Genomic DNA, 24,418 nt, shown 5'->3' on the forward strand with positions numbered 1-24,418 from the left:
GTTTATCGGTATAATTTATGAGTACTTTAGCCACATCCACAAGTAATCCTTCTGCAAATGATCCTTTTACTATAAATAATAGTTTTTTATTTGTAATGAATAAAACGCGAAGGCTATCTTCTAATCTTCATGATCATATAAGTTTTACCAATGATTTACTGGGGGTTATCGGCTCGTCCTCGTCAATTGCCCTAGCTGCTTTGGAGTCTTCCAGCCCAGTAGCACAAAAGCTAGTTAATCTAGAGTCCGCTTGTGGTATAGCTATAGGAATGAACAATTTGATGGACATTGGAGTTCAATTAACTCAACTACTAAGTGGAGCGATGTTTTATCAAACAGGGAAAAAGGGGGGCATCTTCTGGAAAATATGTCCTCGTACAAGGCGAGCTCAAAGAATACTTAGATCTCCGTTAAGTATTGCTCGCAAGCTGGCCCGCCTGTTTTCTAAAATCATAGGTAATTTGTCCTTCTTCAATTACCCTCTAAAGCTTGTGAACTTAGGAGCTCATGCTAAAACAGTAGGAGGAATAAGCATTAGCCTTGGAGCTCTAGCTTCTGTGTGTGGAGCACTTGATGATGCATCCTGCATAGCAGTAGTAAATGCATTCAAACCTGCTTCAACAGAAGAAAGGGTAAAAATAAGACAAATAATAAGAGAAAAAGTGCTCTCCTTCATTTGCAACCTAGTAGATTTAGGTGCTTATGCCGTAAGCTTAGTATTCTCGTTTGCTCCGGCATTACTTGGATTACATGCTTCGCTTATTTTGGGTATTTCCTGTTTGTTATCTTCTGTATTTAATTTGGCTCAAGATATTATCACAGGATAACACGTACGATTTGCTTCCAAAAACTTAGGCTTCTTCATAAGGATATTTGTGCCGTTTCTTTATGATTTTCCTTAGGGTAGTTTCTTCAGCCCAAATTGTAACAGAATGCTTTGCACGAGTAATAGCCGTGTAAAGCATTGAAGAATCAAAAGTAGCACACCCCTGCGGGACTATTACAATAACCTGATCGTATTCGCTTCCCTGACTTTTGTGGACAGACATTACATAATTATATGTATAGTGAGAAAAAGTAGTGGCATCTATGGGAGGACAATGCTGAAAAAGTAATCTACGTGTTTTATGACAAAGAAACCCCGTATCTCCATTAGATAATCCCCAAGTTGCATATCGCGCTGTAATCATAATAGGAATCAATAAATCTGGATGTGTTTTTTGCATTTCACAAAAAACGAGATGATTTAAATGTAAATACCCCCATCTTCCATATCTCATTGGAGTAAGTACGCACAAAGACATTTGAGAAGAAGATAGAACAAACATTTCCTTAATCATAGAAATAGCTTGGTGAATAGGAGGCAGGGGAGTAAAAGGTAACGATTGCTTATTTAAAATAGCCTGAGATAAATTGTGTATTTGATCTGTTTTTGCTCTATGAGATATTTGTAAACGTAGAGTATTTTCAGGAAAATAGGCAATTAAATCTTGTAAAGGATTTCCTGCTCCTAGCCCTATTGGAGGTAATTGTTGTGCATCACCCAATATGATTAAATTATCTGCAAGAACACGACCATCCACACGCATCCCTGATAATGTATTCACCAAACTATTAAGCAGACCTAATGTAACCATAGATCCTTCATCCACTAATAAAAGATCGACTTGATTGCATCGTTTATACGCATATTCTTGTAAAAAATGATGTATTGTTTGGATATAGACCCTATCTCCCAAAATATCATTGCTAGCAAATATTTGACGAATATGGGAAGCAGCCTTGCCCGTAGGGGTAACTACAGCAACACGCATTTGAGGATTATTTCGAAGTAGAGTAAGGACAATTTGAACAGCAAGAAAAGTTTTCCCCGTTCCAGGCCCCCCACATATTAACGAAAAACAAGAACGAATTGCTTTTTGAAAAACCTGATTTTGTTCTTCTGACAACAAATCATTTTTTACATCAGAAATAATATATTTAGGCACCGCTTTAGATAACAATGACAACTTATGAAACAGATTTTCACGAGTATGATATAATGTGCGCAAATAAATCTTGTTATCCTTCACGAAAAATAAAGAAGAAAGAAGATCTCTGTGAAGATTAGCAAAACAATTATAAAATAATTGCTCTGAGATTCCTGGAATAGAAGGAAATATTCGTCCGTTTTCTATAGAAAGAAAGGGATAGCCAGAACGTAAAAGAGAAGAAAATATAGCCAAAAATATAAAATCTGTTTCAGAATCTAATCGCGAATACCTCTTAGAAAATGCTAAATCTATAGGTAAAATGTATTGTTGTTGAAGAGAATCTTTAAGAGCAGAAGGAACGTTAGTATTTAATGATGATATAAACGCCGACGTTTTACTTCTCATAGTTTATTCCAGAATCTTTAGATAAACACTTATAGCACAAAGCTAATGCTTTTTGCACTTTAGGGTCATATCGTGCATGAGTGGATAATAAACTAAAATATTCCCAAGCTTCTGCATAACACTTATGTTCCACAAGACATAATGCTAATAAACGATAAGTCTGTGGTGAAGGGGCAATTTTCGTTAACCACAAGCTGTAAAGATAACTTTGTTTATATTTTCCCTGAGAATATAAGAATTCGGCATCAGCAATGAAATTAGCAATATCTTCTTCACACACAGTTATAGGATTAAGTCCTATATCCACTATGAAGTCTTCCAATTGTAATAAGCGAGAAATAGCATGGCTTGATAATAAATTTTTATAAGTTTGTTTCACAAAACGAGAAACAATATTTTCGCTTTCTATATCAGAATTAGTAAACTGTAAAATTACTCGAAGTAAATTTAATGCTTTATTGTCACAAGTCCCTAATTGCCACAACTGATTAGCTATTTTAATTAAATGCTTTACTAGTTGTTGCTTATCGATATCGTAGGATTGGATTTCCTCCCAAAGATTTAGATATTTTCTTAGATTCGTATAATTGACATCATCGTGAAAAATAATCTCCTGGAGAGTCTCTGGAGAAATAATGAGTTTTTTACTTAAAAAAATATCTGAATCTAACTGCTTCAATAAAGATAGAGTTTTTTGCGCTTCGTTGGTTTTTAACTGAAGAACTTTTTCAGATAAAATTGCTCCAAATGTATCTATGAGCTTCTTTTTTAAAGAATCCTCTCTAAAACCCACTATGGAACAACAGATACGTGATACTTTGTTGGAAGAAGAGAAAAAATGATTGACTAGAGGCTGAATCACCAATTCATGATTTGGATTAAAATAAAAACGATCCCAATTCTCTATAATTTGTAATAAAGGAGAAAGTCTAGATTCAGGAACGATAAAAATGTGTTCCATTAACATAGAAAAAAAAGTTTCTTGAGGAATAAATTGTTCATAAACTTTCTTATCTATGGTGTGAACTTTTTTCTTATAGAAAAGGATCATTTCATAATAGTCGGGATACACCTTAGATGAATGTGATTGTTGAAGTTCTAAAAAATAACTTCTCCCCAACATCAACACAGCATTATCATAAATATCAGAATTCCAATCACATTCTCTTTTTAAAAACTTCTCAATGATGCGATTGAGTATTACCCTGCCTAAAGAAAACTCGCCCATCTCAATTAAACAGTTAGCTTCCATGCTTTCTAAAAAGAAATCTGAAAGTAGAAGTTGAATATTTTCACTAAGTAAAGAGGTCTCATGACTTTTTAAGCATTCTTTCCATAAATATAAAGAATCTAAAGCTTGGGAAAAACACTTCTTCTTATAGTGTAAAAGAAATTCGAATAGAGGCAGGAGATGGGATTGAGAAAATTGCTGTCGTAGAGTTTCTATTAACTCCTGCATGAGATCTATGTCTTCCAAGAAAAATGCATTAAGAATACGTCCCCCTAGGACTTCTTCTTTAAACAAAAAAGACGCATTTTTATTTTCATCATAAATTTTGATAAAAATCTTATCTGATTGATTTATATTTCTTTGCTTTTGCAAAAGAAAACCCTGATAACAAAGAAGAGTTTTCTGTTTGTTATTAGAAAGAGGGCGCTTCAAAAAAGACATCTCTCTCTCTTTTCTTCCGTCCACTACAATCTTTGTGTTATTTAAATAAGTCTTTGAGGGGAGGATGGAATACAAAAAATACAACCCTCCACCAGCAGAAAAGCATGAGAAAAAAAATACGCAAAATAACACGTAGCGAACCATGTGAAGCACTTACCGACTTTGCTTAAACTATTTAATCTTAAAATAATCACAACTGATTAAGGGTAAATTATAACTATAGGATTGTCTTTATGCAAAATTATTTTTTAAACAAAAAAAACTAAAAAACCATAAAGAATCTTTGAAAAATAAATAATTTTGTATTACTCACTCAAATATTATGGTACAAATGCATCCAAATTATGATTACGGATAAAACAATATTATTTGTTACCCAAAACAATAATATCCCGTTGGAGTTAAAAGAATTTTCTCATTCTGAATTCAAATATCAAGTTATCACTTCTTCTGAGTTCGTACTTAATGTAAAATCTGATTTGATTTTTTTTGATCAGACCCTCATCCCAGAACAAGATTGGCAATTCCTTCCTTCTCAAGGAAATTACTTTGTACTATTTAATAGTTTTGAAGAAGAAAAGATAATTCAAATTTTAAATCAGGGAGCTCAGGGATACATCCTGTATCCTGTGACAGCTAGAGTTATTGATGCTATAATTCGATCATTCCTAAGACAAAATAATTCTAAACATACAATTCCAGAGTATATTGTTTTTGGAAATTGTACTTTTTATCTTCTAAATCTTACCATAAATACCCCAGAAGAAACTATTCATCTCACTCCTTCAGAAGCAGGAATACTTAAACAACTTCTTATGAATCGAGGTCGTCCCTGCTTAAGAAAACATTTACTAGAAGAAATAAAAGATAATTCTCAAGAAATCATATCAAGAAATGTAGACGTACATATTGCTTCTTTAAGAAAAAAATTGGGAGCATATGGATCAAAAATTTCTACAATTCGTGGTATAGGCTATGTGTTTTCTGATGATGACATTTAGGGATTTGCTTTATTCTTTTAATCCTCTCTGATTACTCTTGTCACTAAATGATCATAAACAGACAATACTTGTAAAACTGTAATCAGCCATGCTAGCATCCATTTTATTTTCCCCTGAAGATTTTCCTTTTCCAGAACTTATTACAGAAGCATATTACGTTTGGGATATTCTGGGGTTGCTATCTCAAAAATTATCACAACATGTTTTCTCTGGAATTCATGGAATTGTAGAAAAGGGAGCTTTTTTAAAAAATATTGAGAGCATCGAAATTGGTGAGGGAGCTTACGTAGAATCTGGGGCTTATATTGTTGGTCCCTGCATTATTGGACCTCAAACAGAAGTGCGTCATGGAGCTTACTTACGAGGGGGAGTGATTACGGGAACACAATGTGTTATTGGTCATTGTAGTGAATTAAAAAACTCTTACTTAGGTCATCATACTAAAGCAAGTCATTTTGCTTATGTAGGAGATTCTGTATTATCTGCGGAAGTTAATTTAGGAGCTGGAGTTCGTTGTGCCAATTTTCGCCTTGATGGACAAACAATTTCTATATCTGGTGAAGAGGGACAAATAAATACAAAATTAAGAAAAGTGGGAGCATTCATTGGGAAGCAGGCATCTGTAGGCTGCAATGTGGTAATCAATCCAGGACGCTGTCTTCCAGCTTATACACAAATATATCCCGGGAAAGTAATTTAGCTTAAGGAAGTTTCCATGGTTACAATGGAATTATTTGAAACCTATAAAATTATGATAGAAGAGGGGATTAAAAACTCTTTAGAGTCCTTTGGTTCTCCAACGCAATCCATACGAGCACCTGTAGAGTACGCCCTAACCAATGGGGGAAAACGGATCCGTCCTATGTTAGTTTGTATGATTGCTAAAGGGTTAGGGAAAAACAGAGACGTTCTAGATTCTGCTTTAGCCATAGAATTCATACACACATCCACTTTAATTGCTGATGACCTTCCTTGCATGGACAATGATGATGAACGTAGGGGACATCCTACAGTACATAAAGTATTCTGTGAAGCTTCAGCTCTTTTAGCTTCCTATGCATTAATTCCTTCTGCCTACGCTCATATTCGATCAAACGCAAGAAAATTAAAACAACAGGGTATTGATGCCGAAGAAATCAACATAGCTTACAGCATTATTTGTGATATTATAGATAAAAATATAGGAGTAAATGGGGTTTTGGCTGGGCAATATGAAGACATGTTTTTTAACAACCAAGGTCCTGAATATGTCCAATCAATAATAAACAAAAAAACGGGATCCCTTTTTGAAGTTGCTTGTATATCTGGTTGGTTATTTGGTGGAGGTACAACTTCATGTATTCCCCAAATCCTTGAGTTTTCTAGGCAATTTGGTCTTCTTTTTCAATTAAAAGATGATATTTTAGATATGAACCAGGATCGCCAAGATGTAGGTTTAAACTATGCCTTACTATTTGGTATAGAAGAAGCAAAAGCGACTTTAAACTCCTCAATCACTAATTGCTTGAGTTTACTCAATCATCTAAAAAATCATGGTTTAAAAGATTCTTCTGAAATAGAAACGCTTATAGAATATATGAGCGTTCGCACCTACTAGGTAGGCATTGAAAAGAAAATCTGGGTGAGAGGATTTGAACCTCCGCCCCCTTGCACCCCATGCAAGTGCGCTACCAGGCTGCGCTACACCCAGGAAAATACTTTCACAAGCAAGTTATTCCTTCAAACTGAAACTCGCATTTTTTAAATTCTGTAACTCCAATATGAGCACATCTTTCAATGATTGTTTCTAGAGTATCAACAGAAGATACATCTGCTGATTCTATATCTACAGCTATAGAAGCTGTGAAGGTAGCTCCCCCTCTTTCTCCCTTAACTTGAAAATTTACAAAAATACCCTGCTTAGTTTTTGAAATATTTTTAAATTTGACTAAGTTATTATCGATGAGGCTTTTCATTTTTTAACCTTTACTAAGAAAGGAACAAAAATACCAGACCCTATTTGTTCCTGTAAACGCAAAGATTTTATAAAAATGTGTTACAAATTTTTCCGTGACTCCTGTTGTATTCTCCCCAAGTCGCATTCTGAGTAGTCAACAAATTTAAAAAAGGTTTCGTATGCAGGATTAAACTTTATCACTTCCTTAGCCATATCAATAGCAATTTTTCTATAATTTTCGTGGCCTTGAACCTGAGATCGAAGCTCACACAGCCATTGAAGAGATCTTCCATTAATATGGAATAGCCAACGAATATTATAAGCAAGAGGAACAACATATTGTGCTTCTTCAGGAAATTCCCCAGCTATTTGATTATAAGCGTTTTCAGCTTTCTCCATAGCCTCCCTATAATCTTTTTCCATTGGGGTATCTATTAGCGATTGAGGAATATGATAGCCCAGCTTTGTTGTGAGCAATTGACGTTCTTGAGTAAGAGTTCTATGACGTTGAAGATCTCTATAAGCACCAAAATCTGCAGTAATATCAAATCCAAATTCAAGACATTCTAAACCACGTGGAGACTTATGTCTTCGATTTTCTCTAACAAAAGCTCCGGCTTCTAAAATGGATGTGAGATCTTCTTGTGGCAATGAACGACAAATATTAATTAAGTCTGAATAAGTATGTTCTGAATAGGGAAAAAGAAACCCTGCCGCCACTTTATAAATTCCCTCAGGGTCTCCATAAACCAAACGAACCCCTTCATTTTTAGAAACAGGCAAATCAGCACCATATTTTTCAGATAAACTTACCAGCTGTTTTTTTAGAACCTGCCAATAATTACACATTGCTTGGTGGTGATGGTGGTGAGATTCGGCACGACTAATAAATGAAGGAATAATCTTCATAAGCTCGGTTAAAGAACTCTCTCCAATTTGACGTACTTCGGTTAAATTATGACATTGAAGCTTGTGCAACAAAGTTTGCCAAAACCTTCCATTACCAAAAAAACCCAAATTTGTCAGAGTAGCCGCGGGAAGAAGACCACGCAAGCAATCAAGAACCTTAGCTCTTAAAGAAATACTGTAAGCAGATTGAGAGACTTCAACTTCTCTAGGATAAATCTTTTCAAAATAACAACGAACTTTGGGAATTAAGTCTGCATAAGTATCGAATAGGAAATCACAGGCGTCCAAAAACACGTCTTTAAAGGCCGATGTCATCAAAATAGGGTCACGGTAATATAAATACTCCCCCTTTACTTTTTGATCAAAATACACATATCTAGAAGACTTTTCTAATGGAGATCCTCCAATACGAGCATTCTCTAAAACTTTAGCAGCTAGCATAGAAATCCCTTCTATAGCTAAGTGGGCTCCTCCTAGTTCACCTATAGAATCGTCTCCAAATCCATCAAGAACTCTACGATAAAAATCTGAAGCTTTTTGTACCCCTATTTCAAAATCTTCTCCTGGAGAGTCTAAAAAACTTCCTCCCTCTCCCTCAAGAAACTCTTTTAACAATAAAGAACGTAATCCTAATGTTGATCGAGAATATTTAGAAAATAAAGCTCCCTTAACTACTTCCGGAAGGTTTTTTAACGCAAAAATGTTTTTTTCTAAATTAGTAACGAAATGAGATAAACTCTTCTTTTGCTCTGTAGAAAACTCTTCATCTCTACTCAACATAAAAGAACCCCAAAATTTAAAAAGCCTGCCACAAGAATTAGAAAAAACAAAGGAGTTTTTACTAAAAACATGGTGGGAAAAAAGTTGATATTGTGTTCATAAACATGAGAAATCTGGATTTATTTACAAATCGAACATAGTTTGAACAAAGTTTTGAACAATTTAATCACACCTTTCTCTCTCTAAGAAATAAACTTTTAAACAACTCCCACACCATAAGAAGAAGAAGAAAAAAGTTAATATAAATATTATCTCTTTTTCGTAGTGTGTGGGAATTGTTGAGGGATTTCTAGTATGTGTTCATTAGGTTTGCTTAAACGTCCTCGTAGAAATAGAAGGACAGCAGCGATCAGAGATTTAGTTGCAGAAACAACATTACTTCCTCAAGACTTTATTTGTCCTTTCTTCATTAAGGAAGGAAAGAATATTCGAGAGGAAATCACGAATCTCCCTCAGGTATATCAATGGAGTTTAGATCTTTTGCTAAAGGAAATAGAAAGGCTTTGTCTTTTAGGACTTCGTGCTGTGATATTATTTCCTATTATTCCCGAACATCTTAAGGATGCTTATGGTTCTTATTCTTCAAATCCTAAAAACATTCTTTGTAAAGGCATTTTTGAAATTAAGAAAGCTTTTCCTAATTTATGTGTGATCAGTGATATCGCTTTAGATCCTTACACTACTCATGGGCATGATGGAATTTTAGATGATAAAGGAGAAGTTATTAATGATGAAAGCGTTAGAATATTTGGAAATATCGCGACTTTACATGCGGAGATGGGGGTAGATATTGTTGCTCCTAGTGATATGATGGATGGTAGGGTGTCCTACATTCGTTCTATGTTAGATCAGTCTGGATGGTATCAAGTTTTAATTCTTTCCTATAGTGTTAAATATGCTTCTTCTCTTTATGGTCCATTTCGAGATGTTTTAGGATCGCATTTACAAATAGGGGATAAACGCAATTATCAGATGAATCCTCAAAATGCTTTAGAGGCTTTATTAGAGTGTTCTTTAGATGAGCAGGAAGGGGCTGATATGTTAATGATCAAGCCTGCAGGATATTATCTTGATGTTTTATATCGTGTTCGCCAGAAAACAACATTGCCTTTAGCTGCCTATCAAGTCAGCGGGGAGTATTCTATGATGGCTGCAGCTTCTACATTAGGATGGGTAAGTAAAGAGGCTGTATTGTATGAGTCGTTAGTTGCAATTAAACGCTCGGGAGCTGATATGATTATTTCTTATGCCACTCCTATGATATTAGAAATGCTGTCTCATCATTATTTATAGTTCTTCAAAGAACTATTTACTCAGCTTCTGGAGTTAATATTCCTGATTCTTTTGCGTAGAGTAGTAAAGCATCTTGGATGATTTTTAACATTTCTGTTTTAGAGGGATCTATAAAAGTGGGAAGGGCAAAATCTTCCGGACATACTTCTAAGAATCCTAACATACAAGCAGATTCGAAGTTTTTAGTAATCACAGCTTTAATTAAAGGAACAACGGGAATTTTCATAGGCATAACTTTATCATAGATTTCCGTGTCTATGATAGGACGAGGTTCTCCATGAAGATTTGCGTCGGGATTCATGTAAGTTTGTTTTCTTTTTAAGAATCCTGAAAGATAGGTTCTAGTGCGTGTGGGTTTGTTAATACCTAATCTTAAAAAACTTAAAGATTCACGTTGTTGGGGGACAGGGATTACAGTAACAGTTGAATCTCTCATACCTAGGCAGGGAATTTCTCCATTGCATAATCTTCCTGTTAAAGGGTCTCCCGATATGAGAGATATATTGGTGGAAGAAATTTCTTCTAATGGGAGAAGGCTAGAGATGTCAGCTCCTTTAGTAGTAATTACATAACGTCTTAAAGAAGGTTTTAATCCAGATCCCGCTAATGCAACAACATGTTCATCGAGGATCCTTCCTTTCAGGAATAAATAACCTATAGCTAAGACTTCTTTGAAGGTGATTGTAAATACAATATCTTTTTCGTTGGCGATGGGGGCTATGTAATGAATATGTGTGGATGGAGACCCCGAAGGATAGGGGCCTGTTATTTTATGCAGATGAGCTACAGATTTTAAATCGTTTTCAGGAAGAACAAGGCGGTCTGTAGAAATAATATGAGGACATAGGCTGAAAAGCTTGGCTATAGCACGCACTCCAACATTAAAAGCATAGAAACCTTCTTCTCTAGAGGAAAATACAGAAAGATGTTTTTCTATTGAGGGGATGAAGGGGCGATTATCTGCAAGATTAATGAAAATATCTCTAGGACGTAAGTGGGGCAAGGCTGGAATATCAAAGGGTCGCTGTTTAAAAAGAGAAAACAACCCTTCTTTTTTAAACACTTCAAGTAGATCTTTTTGCGTGAGTTGAGAAAGATCGTAAGAATATTTTGTTTGTGATTGTCCTGGGTTTTTTTGAATCAAGACATCGATCAAGGAGCGTTTTTCTCCTCTTCGAACGTCTTTTACGGTTCCAGATACTGGAGTGGTAATGAATACTCCGGGAAAATGTTTGTATTCAGCTATGGGGGCTCCTGCTTGGATAGCATCACCCGGCTCTACTTTAAGTTTTAGGGATAAAGCAGAGTAGGGACGCAGATCTACAGAAACAAAAGCAGGATCTATTCTTTTTAAAAATCCTGATTCTTTAGGAGACCCTTGTAAAGATAAATCTAAACCCTGAGTAATAGTAATTTTCATACTACAGGATTATAGAAGTTTTTATAAGGGAATCCAGTTTTTTTTCTTATTTTTTTTGGTTGATGTTGTTTTGGGTTTCTTTTTTGTGGTTTTTGTAGAATCTTCAAATCCCAACTCTTTAGAAACTTCATTAATAATAGCTTCTGTTTCTTTTTTATATTCGTCGCAAGAAGCTCGAATATTTTCTAATGCTAGCCATTCTTCTGGAGAGAAGTTATCAGGGTTATTTGCAAATACTTCCATTTGTTCTCTTGTCATTCCTGTTTGTCGGAGAATTTCTTGAGAACGTTTATCAAGTTCTTGGATTTTTTCTTGGGTTTTTTCCATTAAATATTCGTAATCTACTTCAGAATCAGAGGATAAGACAGAACCAAAAGAAGGATCAAAGTCTATATTATAAAGAGTAAGTATTTGTTTTATAGAATCTATTATTTTTTGTGCGGAATTACTATTCATTAATACACCACGAATTTTAGTTTATTATAAAACAATATTATTATTTTTGTGTGGAGTTATTGCTCTTTTTTATAATTCGAGGTATATTTCCCTCTAAAAACGGGTGACATCGTGGACTATCTAGAAAAGTTGCAAGCCTTCATAGATGAAGGGCAGTCCTCAAGTTTTTTAATTTGTGGGAGGAGTATTGTTTTAACGATGTAGTGAGAGGTGAGGAACTTATTGCAATTCTAGAAAGAGTCAAGAATTCATCTTTAGCGCCTTTATTTGGTAAAATAGCTGATACCGTGCTTCCCATGTGGGAGATGATTCCTGATGGTAATGAGAAGGATAGGGTGCTTCAGTTGGTTTTGGATTTGCAAACCACTAATAATAAGCAGTTGTATTCTGTAGCTTTAGATTATGTGAGTAAGAAGTACAAAGGCAGAGATAATTTTAATGAGGCTCTGCGTGTTGTTGGTCTTCGTGATGGCGGGGAATTTCAATATAGTTTGAGTCGTTTTGATTTTTTAATGCACTTAGAGGAAGGCAATTTTGTTTTCCATGCAGGTGGTTGGGGTGTTGGAGAAGTTATGGGGGTTTCTTTTCTTCAACAAAAGGTATTAATAGAGTTTGAGGGAGTTATGGTGTCTAAGGATATCTCCTTCGAAACAGCATTTAAGAGTTTAGTCCCTCTCCCTAAAGAACATTTTCTTTCTAGAAGATTTGGGGATCCTGATGGTTTTGAATCCTATGCTAAAGAGCATCCTGTAGATGTTATTGAAATCTTACTTAGAGATTTAGGACCCAAGACAGCAAAAGAAATGAAAGATGAGCTTGTTGATTTAGTCATTCCTGAAAAAGACTGGAATCGTTGGTGGCAAGCTGCAAAGAATAAAATTAAAAAAAGTAGTCGGATTACATCTCCTAAGACAGTTAAAGATCCCTATCAATTTCATCTTGATGGTGGATCACTAACCTCACAGCTGGAACATCGCTTATCAAAATTAGAAAGTAACTCTGAGAAAATTTCTGAGATTTACCAATTTGTTCGTGATTTACATAGCGAGTTGAAAAACCCTGATAACAAAAAACTTATTGTTCATTTGTTAAAAGGCTTATCTCTGGAAGATGATAGGTCTTTAGAAATTCAAAGAGATATCTTGTTGTCGAATTTTTTGAGTTGCCCATCTCGTTGTGTGAGCCCAGAGTTTATCTCTTCTTTGTCAGAAGAAGAGATACTTACCCTTGTAAGTGATATTTCTATTGTTGCTTTACAAAAGACTTTTCTAATGTTGGTAAAGCAACATTCTCCTTTTTGGGAGGGGGTGTTTATGAAAATTTTTCTTTCTACAACATCCCCATCTCTGAGAGAGCTTACGTTTAAGGTTTTTCGATCTATAGAGTCATGTAAAGAGAATCTCAGAAACTTACTACTTAAGTTTATTGAAAATCCTATGATGTATCCTGAGGCTTTCACTTGGTTTTTCTTGAAGTTTGGAATTCACGAAGATGGTATTTTTCCTCCTGAGGATAAGGAAAGCGAAAGATTGTTTTTGGAAGCCGCTTTAGTGTTTATGCATCAAGTGGGTACGACTCCTCAAAAAGATTTGGGGAAAAAGATTTATAATTTTCTCACAGGTCAAAGGTACTTAGTTTTTCGTAATATCATCGAAGGAGCAAGTTCGACTTATTTGAAAGAGATTTTGTTATTATCTACAAAATGTAGCCAGTTTTCTTCTGGGGATCTTAGTGTCTTGCAAAGCCTTGCTGAAGTTGTTCATCCTAATCTAAAACAAAATACGGCTACTGTCGAAGAGAATGTTTTGTGGACAACAGCAGAAAGCTTTACACGTATGAAAAATAAGCTACAGTCTCTTGTTGGTAAAGAATTAATAGAGAATGCAAAGGAAATTGAAGATGCACGATCTCTAGGAGATCTTAGAGAAAATTCTGAATATAAGTTTGCTTTAGAGAAGAGAGCTCGTTTACAAAAAGAAATTAGTGTCCTTTCTGAAGAAATAAATCGTGCTCGTGTTTTAACTAAGGATATGGTTTTTACAGATAAGGTTGGTGTTGGCTGTAAGGTTTCTTTAGAAGATAGTGAAGGAAATCTTGTTACTTATTCTATCTTAGGGCCTTGGGATGCGGATCCTGAAAATCACGTTCTTTCTTTAAAATCAAAGTTTTCTCAAGCGATGTTAGGGAAGCGTGTTAAAGAAACTTTGCAGTTTCAAGGCAAGGATTATAAGATTAGCACAATACAGTCCTTTTGGGATAAATGAAGATGGAGCATAGCGGAATCGAACCGCTGACCTCAACAATGCCATTGTTGCGCTCTACCAATTGAGCTAATACCCCAAGGGAATAAAATTACCATGAGATTAGGTTTTGGATCAATCTTCGTGTAGCATCAAGGATTTTCTTTATGAGTTTTTTTAAACAATTACCCATATACCCTTCAGACAGCATTTTAGGATTGCAAAAGAGTTTTTTAGAAGATGATCGAGAAAATAAGGTTAATCTTATCATTGGTTCTTATGAAGATCCTAAGCATCCTTATGGAGGACTTTTCTGTGTACAAAAGGCTCAAGGCCTTTTATTAAATGACGAGATGAATAAAAGATACCTTCCTATTCGAGGGCTATCTTTATTTTTAGAAGGAATGCGAAAGCTAATTTTTGAGAATTCTTCTTCTGAATTTGTCACTGATGTTCAAGCTCTAGGGGGTACAGGAGCCTTACATCTTGGGGCAAAAGTATTTTCTATGGCTTATCCTTCTTCAAGAATATATATTCCCGAGCAAACATGGGGAAATCATGTGAGAATTTTTTCTCAACAGGGGTTAGAAGTTCTTAGATATCCTTATTATAACTCTGCTAGTAGGAATTTAGTGTTTGAAGAAACGTTAGCGTGTTTGGAGTCTTCTCCTCAGTATTCCATGGTGCTTTTGCAATGTTGTTGTCACAATCCCACTGGTAAAGATTTTACTGAAGAAATGTGGCGTTCTCTTGCCGAGTTGATGCAAGAACGTAAGTTGGTTCCTTTTTTTGATACTGCATATCTAGGATTTGGAAAGGGAGTTGCCGATGATAAACGTCCGATAGAGATGTTCTTACAACGAGGAATTCCTGTTTTTGTTGCTGCTTGTGCAAGTAAGAATTTTTCATTGTATGGAGAACGTGTAGGATATTTTGCTGCTTACAGCGAGTGTCATGAAGATTTGCGTAGGATTTCCAGTGTCCTGGATGAGAAAATACGTGGAGAATATTCCTCTCCACCTAGACACGGAGCTTCTATTGTCTCCAAAGTATTATCAGATTCTTTGTTAAAAAAAGAGTGGTTATCTGAATTAGAAAAAATTCGTCAAGATATACAAAAAATTCGCGAGAAATTTGTTCAAACAATGCGTAGTCATGTTGGACATTCTTTTGACTTTATTTTGTCTCAGAGAGGATTTTTTGGGTATCCAGGTTTTTCTGAAGAACAAGTACAGTTTTTAAGATTAGAAAAGGGGATATACACAACAAGTGGTGCTCGTTTCAATCTCAAGGGAATTACAGAAGAAAATATGGATTATGTAGCATTGGGATTTGCAGAAGCTTATCAAATCTAAGAGTATCTAAAGAATAGGCTGATTCTTTATAAAAAGATTATCGCTTAGTTGGGATATATAAAATTTTGATAACACACAGCAGGGTTATGTGTGCACAAATTGATAAGCAACATTCAGGAATAAAAACTGTTCATTCTTTTGTTCATTATCGTTCTAGAAAAAAGCAATTATATGTTTATGCTTTTATTGCAGCTATCATTGCTTTTTGTTGGAGTTTGCCTAGAAATCTTTATGAAAATATACAAAAGCACGTAGTAGAACTATATTCAGCATTATATTCGAAAAAAGTAGATTCTCCTCTAGATGCCTTACCCAAGGATATTGAAAATATGTCGTTGAGAGAAAGGGTCCATATTTTAGAGGAATGCTTACATGCGAATAAGTTGTCTCACTCTACTCCACACATGTTTCCTGAGATCCTTTCTCCTTATTTTCGTAATTTGATACTATCACGTGTTATTTACCGAGATCCTTCTTACTGGGGGAGCTCTATCTGGGTAAATTCCGGTAAATCACAGAAAATACAAAAAAATTCTCCCGTCCTTTCTGGAAATGTTCTTGTAGGCCTTGTGGACTATGTAGGAGAACAGCAATCTCGAATTCGTTTGATTACTGATGTGGGTATGCAACCTTCTGTAGTTGCTATCCGAGGAGGAATACAGCTGGTTGTAATTAAGGATCTTGTTGAGAATTTAAAACAACATATTGAGAATCTATCAGACATCTATCTTCTTGAGAAAGATAAATATGAAAAAATAGATCAATTAAATGATCTTTTGTCTTCTCTCAATTGTCATGAGGACAATGTATTTTTATTGCGAGGTACATTGTCTGGGAATGGTGGGCCTTTGTGGAAAGAAGAGACTTCTGTGTTACATGGAGAAGGCTTTTGTATGGTTAAAGGTCAATACTTAAGAAAAGGAGACATTTTAGTTACAACGGGATTAGATGGAATTTTCCCTCCAGGATTACTTGTTGCCGAAGTTACCCATGTTAATCAACCCAGAGAAGGGGCGTGTTCTTATGAAATAAAAGCAAGATCTTTAGCAAGAGATATCGCACACTTGTCCTCTGTTTTAATTCTTCCTCCCATGGAATTTAATCCTAATGATAGGCCGGATATTTTTGGATTATTGTGGGATTAATGTCGTGAGGGGATAAACAGAAAAATCCTTTGTTTGGATAATGCATACCCCGAATGAAAACAAATCCCATTTCTACATTTTTAGAGATATCAAATTGTTGTAGGAATCTCTGCGCTGCATAAATATAAATTTTTCCTTGATAGTCTAATCTCTCCTTTTTTATGTAGTTCCATAGATTTTCTTTAGAGTAATCCTGACTATTTTCTCCTAAGAAAGAAGTTTTCCAATCAATGACATAATATCTAGAATTATGCTCAAAAAACAAATCCATGGTTCCCTGCCATAATTCTTCTTGGTGAGAGAAAAGGAATGCCTCTTCGCTTCTAATCTTATGAGGAGAAATGTTCTTTAAAGAGAAGGTATCTTCTGAGAAAGTTAAAGGAGAAGAAAAAGTATAATATAGTTGTTGGGTGATCAGTTGCTCATAACTTTCTAAATGGGTGTTGTTTACTATTCGCGTGACTATTTCTAAGATTCGTTCATAGGGAGTATGAAATTTAGGAGAAATAGTTTCTAAAATTTTATGAATTAAAATTCCTGTTTTTTTCCCTAACAGGAAGTGAAGATTCTGTAATTTCTGATAAAGAGATATTCATTTCATGAGAAGAAGTTTCATCGAGCATTGATTTGATCGAAGAGAAAGAAAACATAGGCTCTGAGGAAGAGGGAGTGAGAGTGAATGTGTCTGGTGGAACAAGCGATAAAGAAGTCATATGGCTACTAGGAGAATATGAGGATAAGGAAAAAAGATCAGGATGTTGCTGAGCAAGGTATTGAGCAAATTCAAAAATCGAGCTATACCCTATACGTCGAACGTAATTCGTCCATGCGGAATTTTGTCGCGAGGATTGTGTATTTTGTATAGGAATGAATAGTTGTTTTTTAGCTCGAGTACAAGCTACATACATTTCCCTTATCCATTCTGAAGAACTTTTATTTTTTTTCGATTTATCTAATCCAGGACAAAAGACCACATCATACTCCAAACCTTTGGATGCATGAATGGTAGTCATTTTCATTACTTCTTCATCTTCAGAATAAGAAGAGAATGAGAGATTTTCTTCCCAAAGTCCTGTTTCTGCAAAATAGTGTAAGTAAAGTAATTGATGATGAGGATAGGGGGATTTCGATTCTAAATAGGCGAATAATTTTTCCATTTCTTGGAAAATGAGGTCTCCTTGAGGTGTTTGGAGTAGGGCCTCTCCTTGAAGAGTCATGCAATGATAAAACGTTGCTAATAGACCATGGGAAAAGATATAGCTATGTAAAGCAAAGAAATATGCAGAGTAATGTTCTTTGTTCTCGATTACATCATTCAGATTCAGTCTAAACAAACTACTAAGTAGTACTCTTTGTATTTTTTCATATTGTTCTGGATAAAGAATGGCTTCTAGGAGAATGAGTGTAAGAAAAGCTGTTTCTGTTAGGTGAAATATGGATTTATTTTTAGAAAATGCTAGAGGAATGGAGCTGTGAGTTATAAGATCAAACGCCTGTGAAGAATCTGTCACTAGGATGACCATGTGTCCTAGGGGAATGTTGTATGTTTGTTGTAAATATCTAGCTGTATTTGTAATCCAATTCGCTTGATCTTGTACGGTATTATAAGGGAAAAAATGTATAGGAGAGTGAAGATCACTACAAAAATCATCAGTACTTTGAGGCGAAAGAGGATAGTATTCTATAGGAGAATATCCAGAAATTTCTAAGAACGGAGAACACTTGTTGAAAAGGAAATTAATACCTTGCATAAGTTTCGGTGAAGACCGGTAATTGTTCAGTAGATGCAATTGGTCATCAACAGGAAAAGTAGATTTTGCTTTTAAATATGTAGGGAGATCAGCATTTCTCCATTCGTATATTGATTGTTTAGGATCTCCTATAAGAAAAAGAGAACCAGAAAAATCCTTGGTAGCAAATAGTTTGGAAAAAATGTTCCATTGTTTGCTATCGGTATCTTGAAATTCATCAATGAGAACTAATTGGAATCTTTCCCTTAAGGATAAAAGAAGTCTTTCGGAGCTCTCTGATTTTATGAGATTTTCTACAGCAGAGATGCTTTCATCAGGAGAGATCCAAGGAGTATACTCTGTCTTTAGATAGACTTGCAGATCACTTAATACCGTATAGAAAATGAGATCCAAATTACAGAACTGTTCTGTATACTGTAGCCATGGAGTTTCTTCTATCAAATTAAAAGCTGGGCAGGATTGATAACGCGCTAATCGATTTTTAGGATGAAATGTTTCAGCAACCCTAGAAAAAGAAAACAGTTTTACAGATGGTTCAGGATTGTATAAATCATCAACGAATTGTTGTAAGTCTTTTGATATGGAAAACGATTGCTTTCGATAACTATGTTGTAAATTTAACAGTTGATCTAGAAATTCTTCTTTAGGAATCGTAATGACTTTTTTATAGATAGAGGGGTGCCACTCTTGTAAACATGATAACGTGGTACTTAAATCAGGAAGACTCTCAAAGACATCTGTTGTATAACTTGCTAATAACTTCTCAATCAAAGAAGTGGAATATCTTGTATGAGTAGGATAACGTGCAAGAAGTAAGTACCATTGTTCAGGAAATAATACTTTTTCCCAAAGATCCTGAGAAAGATACTGTTTAATATAGTGGAGAATTGTTTGAGAGTGAGTAAGAGATGCATGATTTTGTATGAAATGATCCGCCGGACAATGTTGTTGTAAAATGTAATTACAAAATCCATGAATAGTAAAAATTCCCATACGGTCTAAAGTGGACAAAGCATTACGCACTTTCATGTAAAGCTGCTTGACATTAGCATCCTTAGGTAAATAGGGAGGAAGAGAATCTACTGCATTTGTTAGGGATGATTTTAATTGCCCTAGTGCTTGTTTGAGATTGTTATGAATGCGAATTTTTAATTCATTTGTAGCTGCATTGGTGAAGGTAACAGCTAAAATTTGTTCTGCATGAGAAACAGATCCCTCTAAGATAGCACGAAGTATAATTTGCTCTATAGTGAATGTTTTCCCAGTCCCAGCAGATGCTTCTAAAAAGTATTTTCCCTTGATAGAAGTCTGAGGATTAAAAATATCAAAAGGTTGCATAGACCTCCTGAAATAATGACAGAATCAATAAACGTTGTTCCTCACTTATAATAAAATTTGAGGATGCACGATTATGGAATTTCCAAAAAATCGATAAGGAAGGGTTATGTATGTCAGCAGCAATTACTTTGTGTATAGTCTTGTGTAATGCTTCTCCGTCAGTCAATGCTTGCCAACACTCAGGTGAAACTAAAGGAATGGGGTATTCTTGCATTAGATGATAAACACACAATATACGATTCAAATATTCTTGAGGATCAGAAAATGCTGCAGGAATTATTTCTTGAGCATCTAAAGAATGCACGCGATAAATAGCTGCTTGGGAATTTAAGATACCAGAATACTGCAACATGGCTAAAGAAATTTGTGCTTGTAAATAATTTTGTAAATCTAGTGTGGTTTCTGGGATTACAGAGTGTATTTTCCTTTTCGTTTTTGAAAGAGGAGAAGGATCTAAAGAACAAAGATAAATACCATAAGAAAATACCCCTGAAAGTTTACCATGCAAATGGATCTTGCTATTGTTCCAAGATAAAGATAGAGGAGGGAGAAGAATATCTCGATCATGGAGATCGTGAAATAAAGAAGAAGAAAATATTACCGAATAGGGTGACTTCAGTGAATCGGAATGTATTTTTATTAGCCATTGGTTGATAAAATCTTCATGAGATATAAAAATTTTTTTAGAAAATTCAGATAAATAGTTTTGCGTAAGTTGATTATCAGTAGAGGTAAGATAGTTTTCCCAAATAGCGAAAATATCACTTTTAGTCGGGAACAGTTTGTCTTGTGTTTTTAATACATGAGGGGGACGAAGAGAAATCTGATAATTTGATTTTAAAAAGAAGTCCAAGGGAGAAATAAGAGCTTGAACGATTTCAGCAATATCAAGATGCTCAGGAAGTTTTTGTGATACAGGAGAACTGGGAAATAATGAAGCTAAGGGAGTTTTGATAGAGGAAAAAGATTGGGCAAGCTTGTAGTAATGTTCTTGAGATGTATGTAGAAGTTTTTTTTCTTTAAATAAAGAAGGAAAGTAAGCTTTAGAAGGTAAATGATGAATGGGAAGACAAAGAGTGTCCTGGAGATAACCCACATACGCACTAGGTAAAGATGGCATGTTTGGAGAAGAGAGATAGCTAATATGCAAAGCGTATTTTGTCGATATTAATATTTGAAGAAAATGAAGATTTTCTTCATCTTCGGAAGACGAAAAAATAAGCTCTTCTTGGCCAGGAATGCTGTCTACTAAATCAAGAAAATCTATAGAGGATGACTTATTGGCACCTAAGATAAATGTATGTCCTTTGGGAAGGAGGCTCAGGTCTTCTAAAGATCCTACATATGGCCCTGGCTGATTATATAAAGGACTACCACTACAGCAATAAGAAAAGAAATCTAAGCAAAAATCACAAAAGAATACTAGTGTACATTTTAAATGGGAAAAAGAGGACAAAGCGTTCTTTAGTGAAGTAATATATGACAACTCGTGTGAAGATAAAAGAAAAGTAGCTTCTAAAAAAGAGAAAATAGTATTTACATGTTCTTCATAAGTCCTGTGGAAGTCTTCTGAATAAAAATCAATGAACTGCTGCAAATCGTACAGGAAGGGAAGAAGTTTCTCCCAAAGTTCTATTGGGTTGATTTTTCCTGATTCCTCAAAGAAAAGATAATCATTAAGAAAAGTGTCCCCGAGTTTCTGTACGACTTTTCCTCTTTTCTTAAAGGTTTTATTCCATTCTTCAGAGATTTTTTTCCAAAGATATGGAATATGCTGCGAATCAACAGCGTGTTGAAGTCTAGGATGTGTAAGAATTTGAAGTAAACAATGGAGATTTCCTTGAGTTTGAAGCAGAGAAGATAAAAGAAGAAATTTTTCTTTTAGTTCTTTTGCGTGTGAAGATTCAGAATGAGTAAAATATATAGGAAGATGAGGAGAAAACGTAGCTTTTAAGTACACTTCATAGGTAGATAATTGTGATGATAAAATAAAAATTTCTCTCGGGGATACTCCTTGATGTATCAACAGAGAAATCTTTGAAAAAACTTCTTGTACTTCCCTAGAGGGGTGAATTGCTGTGCTAATGGTTAGAGTGGAGTCCTGATCTTCAGGATTTAGAGGTGTACTCGGGCGTAAATGAAATATAGTGCTTTGTACTTTCCCTAGTGTTGTTGTTTCTTGGGGAGGGATAAATTCTTCACAGTAATCTATCTCATTATCTAACAAGAAGTTATGAATGGTTTTAGATTTATGCGAAAGATTTGCAAGTAGCGCTTGTCGATCGGAAAGAACATACTGTTCCCAAGCATGTCGATTAGAATAATTGTTTAATCGATTCCAAAGAAAATCAATAGCTTTATCTGAAAGCAAATCCCCAAAATATTCTTGAGTGGGAGAAAAACAATAAAAATAAACAGGGAAAAAATGATTTAATTTGGTGAAAAAAGAAACAACAGATTGAGGAAGATTAGAACACCCAAAGATATGTAGAGAGTAATTCGGGGATTCCATAGATTGTAACGCTTTAATTATTGAAGAAAATACTTCTTGAATAGAAGGGAAATGAGAAATTAACTGAGAAATAATATTTTTATAGTAACGATTTTTCCTAGAGGGGATTTGTGAAAACGTATAAAATTTTTTAAAAATGTTCCCAAGTTTCTTGGTAAAAGCATAATGGGGTTGCGTAGAAAATAGTTGATTATCAATAGGGTGAGTTAAAAAAATATTATTTAATGCTTCATGTATAAATAGAGGAAGTGTTATGTAATCAGGGGTCAGTGTTTTCTCTTGGCAAACTTCAGTAAATAAGTGTTTGACAAGGGAGTCGGAAGACGAGAAAATCATCGACCCCATAAACGTGCGGTTACTAGTTGCACGAATCAATTCTCTACGTAACCAATGCCCAGTTTCTGTATTGGCAACAAGAATCCATCTTTTTGTAAAGGGCTGTTGATGGGTAGAAAATAAATCTTTAGCAAGTTTTGCAAGTAGATGATTCAGTGAGTTGCTAAAAATTGCTTGGCTGTGTTTGGTCGCATTCATGGATGTTTTGATACAAAAAAAATCTTTTCGTGCTTTAGTAATAACGCATTTTCTTACGGTATTAAATGATAATCTCTATAAGTTTCTTTTAGTATTTTTTCTTCTTGAAGGAAAGAGCTTAACAGAAAATGCAAAGATATTATCTTACGTTAGCCTATTTTTTGCTTTACCCTTTTTATTGCTGGCTCCGTTAGCTGGAAGTCTATCTGATAGGTATCAGAAACGAAATATTATTTTAGCTACTCGTGTAATTGAAATTTTTTGCATGTTGCTTGGGTGGTACTTTTTTTATATACAATCCGTTTTAGGGGGATATCTCGTTCTAATTTTATTAGCAAGTCACACAACTATTTTTGGCCCTGCGAAAATGGGGATACTCCCCGAAATGTTACCCCTGGATTACTTATCAAAAGCTAATGGAATTATGTCCGCGATGACTTATGCTGGAAGTATCCTAGGGTCCTGCTTTGCCCCATTATTTGTTGATGTGACAAGAAATTTCACAGTAAATGGTTATGTATTCTCGATTACGTTTTGTGTGATCTCTTCAATATTAAGTTTGTTTGTGGCTTGGCATATACGTTCAAGTAATATAAGAAATCGCAAACAAAAAATTATTTATGTTGGTTTTAAAGATCTCTGGGAAATATTAAAAAGCACTCGTCAAGTGTGTTACTTGATGTTGTCTATTTTCTTAATCGCTTTTTTTCTTCTTATAGGAGCTTATACACAAGTAGAGATTATTCCTTTTGTTGAATTTACTCTTGGATATCCTAAACATTATGGAGGATATTTATTCCCTTTAGTCGCTTTAGGCATAGGTGTAGGGTCTTATTTTGCAGGATGGATGTCTGGAAAAGATATTAAGTTAGGATATGTTCCTATAATGGCTCTAGGACTTGGACTAACTTTCATGGGCCTATATGTATTTTCTTCGTCTCTTATTGGAGTAATGTTCTCTCTCCTTTTACTAGGGTTTCTAGGGGGAATGTATCAAGTACCTCTACACGCTTATTTGCAATATGCGAGTCCAGAACATAAACGTGGACAAATTTTAGCTACAAATAATTTCCTTGATTTTGTGGGGGTATTAATTGCAGCAGGAATTGTACGCATTATGGGATCAGGCTTGGGGTTATCTCCTGAAGTCAGTTTTTGTTTTTTAGGAATTTTTGTATTTTGTGTTGGTGTGTGCTTGCTTTGGGTTTGGAAAGAACTTGTCTATCGCTTGCTTTTGAGCACAGTGTTAGTAAAGCAGTTGGGCGAATATTTGAGGTTACCACGTTCTGTCGACACTACATGTTATTTCGTGTCTACGCAATCCTATAAAGAAACACGTCGTGTTTTAGCTATGTTGCCAAAAACTGTACGTAGTATTGTTGTAATATTAGATACCCTGCAATCAGGTTGGAGAGCACGATTGATTTCTTATTGTGTGCCTACAGTTATTCCGAAAAGCAGTATGGATGATCAAAACGTAAAAACAGCCTGGGCCGTACTGCAAGCACAACACTTACGTACATTATTAAAACAACAACCTGATTTGTGTGTTATTTGTTTAGGACAGGAAGCAGATGTCGCTCTCTTTTCTAAAACATTAACAGAACAAGGAATTACTCTTAAAATGATTCATCTATCATGCGAATATCTAGAAAATAAAGCCATATATCATCTGTCTTTAGGCTAATTTGTATATCG

15 protein-coding genes, 2 tRNA genes and 2 pseudogenes are annotated in these 24,418 nt (G+C 35.0%); 9 read left to right on the top strand and 10 right to left on the bottom strand.

What is annotated here, in order from left to right:
* The first annotated feature begins 17 nt into the window (after positions 1-17).
* Entirely contained in the window at positions 18-827 is an 810-nt protein-coding gene (locus RT28_RS03785) for a hypothetical protein (protein ID WP_038500987.1), read from the top strand.
* A 24-nt stretch (positions 828-851) separates the two neighbouring features.
* On the opposite strand, the gene recD is transcribed toward RT28_RS03785, so the two are convergent.
* A complete protein-coding gene (gene recD / locus RT28_RS03790; protein WP_038500990.1) occupies positions 852-2,378 on the bottom strand; it encodes an exodeoxyribonuclease V subunit alpha in 1,527 nt (508 codons plus the stop codon).
* Positions 2,368-4,194 (bottom strand): DUF1347 family protein, encoded by a 1,827-nt coding sequence (locus RT28_RS03795; RefSeq protein WP_038500993.1) that lies wholly within the window; start codon positions 4,192-4,194, stop codon positions 2,368-2,370. The genes recD and RT28_RS03795 overlap by 11 nt, the downstream gene beginning before the upstream one ends.
* Before the next feature lie 200 nt (positions 4,195-4,394).
* On the opposite strand from RT28_RS03795, the gene RT28_RS03800 reads away from it, so the two are divergent.
* The 3 genes from RT28_RS03800 (at position 4,395) to RT28_RS03810 (ending at position 6,648) form a co-directional block, all read left to right on the top strand.
* Complete coding sequence (locus RT28_RS03800; RefSeq protein WP_038500996.1) at positions 4,395-5,051, top strand: winged helix-turn-helix transcriptional regulator; 657 nt, start codon at positions 4,395-4,397, stop codon at positions 5,049-5,051.
* Positions 5,052-5,139: 88 nt separating this feature from the next.
* The gene (locus RT28_RS03805) at positions 5,140-5,751 is read left to right on the top strand and encodes an LbetaH domain-containing protein (RefSeq protein ID WP_020355700.1); all 612 of its coding nucleotides are present in this window, start codon (positions 5,140-5,142) and stop codon (positions 5,749-5,751) included.
* Between the two features lie 15 nt (positions 5,752-5,766).
* Positions 5,767-6,648, top strand: a complete 882-nt coding sequence (locus RT28_RS03810; protein ID WP_020355701.1) for a polyprenyl synthetase family protein — start codon at positions 5,767-5,769, stop codon at positions 6,646-6,648.
* Positions 6,649-6,667: 19 nt separating this feature from the next.
* Here the strand turns inward: RT28_RS03810 and RT28_RS03815 are convergent.
* From RT28_RS03815 to RT28_RS03825, 3 genes are all read right to left on the bottom strand, one after another.
* Positions 6,668-6,741 (bottom strand) — tRNA-Pro (locus tag RT28_RS03815).
* 10 nt (positions 6,742-6,751) lie between these two features.
* Positions 6,752-7,006, bottom strand: coding sequence for a hypothetical protein (locus RT28_RS03820; protein ID WP_020355702.1), 255 nt, complete (start codon positions 7,004-7,006; stop codon positions 6,752-6,754).
* 80 nt (positions 7,007-7,086) lie between these two features.
* Positions 7,087-8,676 carry an FAD-dependent thymidylate synthase gene (locus tag RT28_RS03825; protein WP_038501000.1) on the bottom strand — a complete coding sequence of 530 codons (1,590 nt, stop codon included), beginning with the start codon at positions 8,674-8,676 and terminating at the stop codon, positions 7,087-7,089.
* 294 nt (positions 8,677-8,970) lie between these two features.
* On the opposite strand from RT28_RS03825, the gene hemB reads away from it, so the two are divergent.
* Positions 8,971-9,969 carry a porphobilinogen synthase gene (gene hemB, locus RT28_RS03830; protein WP_038501004.1) on the top strand — a complete coding sequence of 333 codons (999 nt, stop codon included), beginning with the start codon at positions 8,971-8,973 and terminating at the stop codon, positions 9,967-9,969.
* A 16-nt stretch (positions 9,970-9,985) separates the two neighbouring features.
* Here the strand turns inward: hemB and RT28_RS03835 are convergent, their stop codons facing one another.
* Both RT28_RS03835 and RT28_RS03840 read right to left on the bottom strand, forming a co-directional pair.
* Positions 9,986-11,389, bottom strand: a complete 1,404-nt coding sequence (locus RT28_RS03835) for a Na(+)-translocating NADH-quinone reductase subunit A (RefSeq protein ID WP_038501007.1) — start codon at positions 11,387-11,389, stop codon at positions 9,986-9,988.
* 21 nt (positions 11,390-11,410) lie between these two features.
* On the bottom strand, positions 11,411-11,845 hold the full coding sequence (locus RT28_RS03840; RefSeq protein ID WP_020355706.1) for a hypothetical protein: 435 nt from the start codon (positions 11,843-11,845) through the stop codon (positions 11,411-11,413).
* Positions 11,846-11,956: 111 nt separating this feature from the next.
* Here RT28_RS03840 and RT28_RS03845 point away from each other — a divergent pair.
* Positions 11,957-14,109, top strand: a pseudogene (locus tag RT28_RS03845) (GreA/GreB family elongation factor).
* 3 nt (positions 14,110-14,112) lie between these two features.
* Here RT28_RS03845 and RT28_RS03850 read toward each other — a convergent pair.
* A tRNA-Ala gene (locus RT28_RS03850) sits at positions 14,113-14,185 on the bottom strand.
* Between the two features lie 67 nt (positions 14,186-14,252).
* On the opposite strand from RT28_RS03850, the gene RT28_RS03855 reads away from it, so the two are divergent.
* Positions 14,253-15,440: an aromatic amino acid transaminase gene (locus RT28_RS03855; protein ID WP_038501010.1), complete on the top strand. Its 1,188-nt coding sequence runs from the start codon at positions 14,253-14,255 to the stop codon at positions 15,438-15,440.
* An 86-nt stretch (positions 15,441-15,526) separates the two neighbouring features.
* Complete coding sequence (locus tag RT28_RS03860) at positions 15,527-16,585, top strand: rod shape-determining protein MreC (RefSeq protein WP_038501013.1); 1,059 nt, start codon at positions 15,527-15,529, stop codon at positions 16,583-16,585.
* On the opposite strand, the pseudogene recB reads toward RT28_RS03860, so the two are convergent.
* A pseudogene (gene recB, locus RT28_RS03865) lies at positions 16,545-19,674 on the bottom strand (exodeoxyribonuclease V subunit beta). The gene RT28_RS03860 and the pseudogene recB sit on opposite strands and share 41 nt — an antisense overlap.
* A complete protein-coding gene (locus RT28_RS03870) occupies positions 19,661-22,720 on the bottom strand; it encodes an exodeoxyribonuclease V subunit gamma (protein ID WP_038501016.1) in 3,060 nt (1,019 codons plus the stop codon). The pseudogene recB and the gene RT28_RS03870 overlap by 14 nt, the downstream one beginning before the upstream one ends.
* Here RT28_RS03870 and RT28_RS03875 point away from each other — a divergent pair.
* The gene (locus tag RT28_RS03875; RefSeq protein ID WP_020355712.1) at positions 22,719-24,407 is read left to right on the top strand and encodes an MFS transporter; all 1,689 of its coding nucleotides are present in this window, start codon (positions 22,719-22,721) and stop codon (positions 24,405-24,407) included. The two genes, RT28_RS03870 and RT28_RS03875, sit on opposite strands and share 2 nt — an antisense overlap.
* The last annotated feature ends 11 nt before the right edge of the window (positions 24,408-24,418 follow it).

The sequence above is a fragment of the Chlamydia avium 10DC88 genome (assembly GCF_000583875.1).
In the GTDB taxonomy this organism is placed as follows: domain Bacteria; phylum Chlamydiota; class Chlamydiia; order Chlamydiales; family Chlamydiaceae; genus Chlamydia; species Chlamydia avium.

Bases quoted from the DNA above. Each gene is read 5' to 3' on its own strand.
- RT28_RS03785 (WP_038500987.1), top strand. From the start codon at position 18: ATGAGTACTTTAGCCACATCCACAAGTAATCCTTCTGCAAATGATCCT.
- recD (WP_038500990.1), bottom strand. From the start codon at position 2,378: ATGAGAAGTAAAACGTCGGCGTTTATATCATCATTAAATACTAACGTT.
- RT28_RS03795 (WP_038500993.1), bottom strand. From the start codon at position 4,194: ATGGTTCGCTACGTGTTATTTTGCGTATTTTTTTTCTCATGCTTTTCT.
- RT28_RS03800 (WP_038500996.1), top strand. From the start codon at position 4,395: ATGATTACGGATAAAACAATATTATTTGTTACCCAAAACAATAATATC.
- RT28_RS03805 (WP_020355700.1), top strand. From the start codon at position 5,140: ATGCTAGCATCCATTTTATTTTCCCCTGAAGATTTTCCTTTTCCAGAA.
- RT28_RS03810 (WP_020355701.1), top strand. From the start codon at position 5,767: ATGGTTACAATGGAATTATTTGAAACCTATAAAATTATGATAGAAGAG.
- RT28_RS03820 (WP_020355702.1), bottom strand. From the start codon at position 7,006: ATGAAAAGCCTCATCGATAATAACTTAGTCAAATTTAAAAATATTTCA.
- RT28_RS03825 (WP_038501000.1), bottom strand. From the start codon at position 8,676: ATGTTGAGTAGAGATGAAGAGTTTTCTACAGAGCAAAAGAAGAGTTTA.
- hemB (WP_038501004.1), top strand. From the start codon at position 8,971: ATGTGTTCATTAGGTTTGCTTAAACGTCCTCGTAGAAATAGAAGGACA.
- RT28_RS03835 (WP_038501007.1), bottom strand. From the start codon at position 11,389: ATGAAAATTACTATTACTCAGGGTTTAGATTTATCTTTACAAGGGTCT.
- RT28_RS03840 (WP_020355706.1), bottom strand. From the start codon at position 11,845: ATGAATAGTAATTCCGCACAAAAAATAATAGATTCTATAAAACAAATA.
- RT28_RS03855 (WP_038501010.1), top strand. From the start codon at position 14,253: ATGAGTTTTTTTAAACAATTACCCATATACCCTTCAGACAGCATTTTA.
- RT28_RS03860 (WP_038501013.1), top strand. From the start codon at position 15,527: ATGTGTGCACAAATTGATAAGCAACATTCAGGAATAAAAACTGTTCAT.
- RT28_RS03875 (WP_020355712.1), top strand. From the start codon at position 22,719: ATGGATGTTTTGATACAAAAAAAATCTTTTCGTGCTTTAGTAATAACG.
- RT28_RS03870 (WP_038501016.1), bottom strand. From the start codon at position 22,720: ATGAATGCGACCAAACACAGCCAAGCAATTTTTAGCAACTCACTGAAT.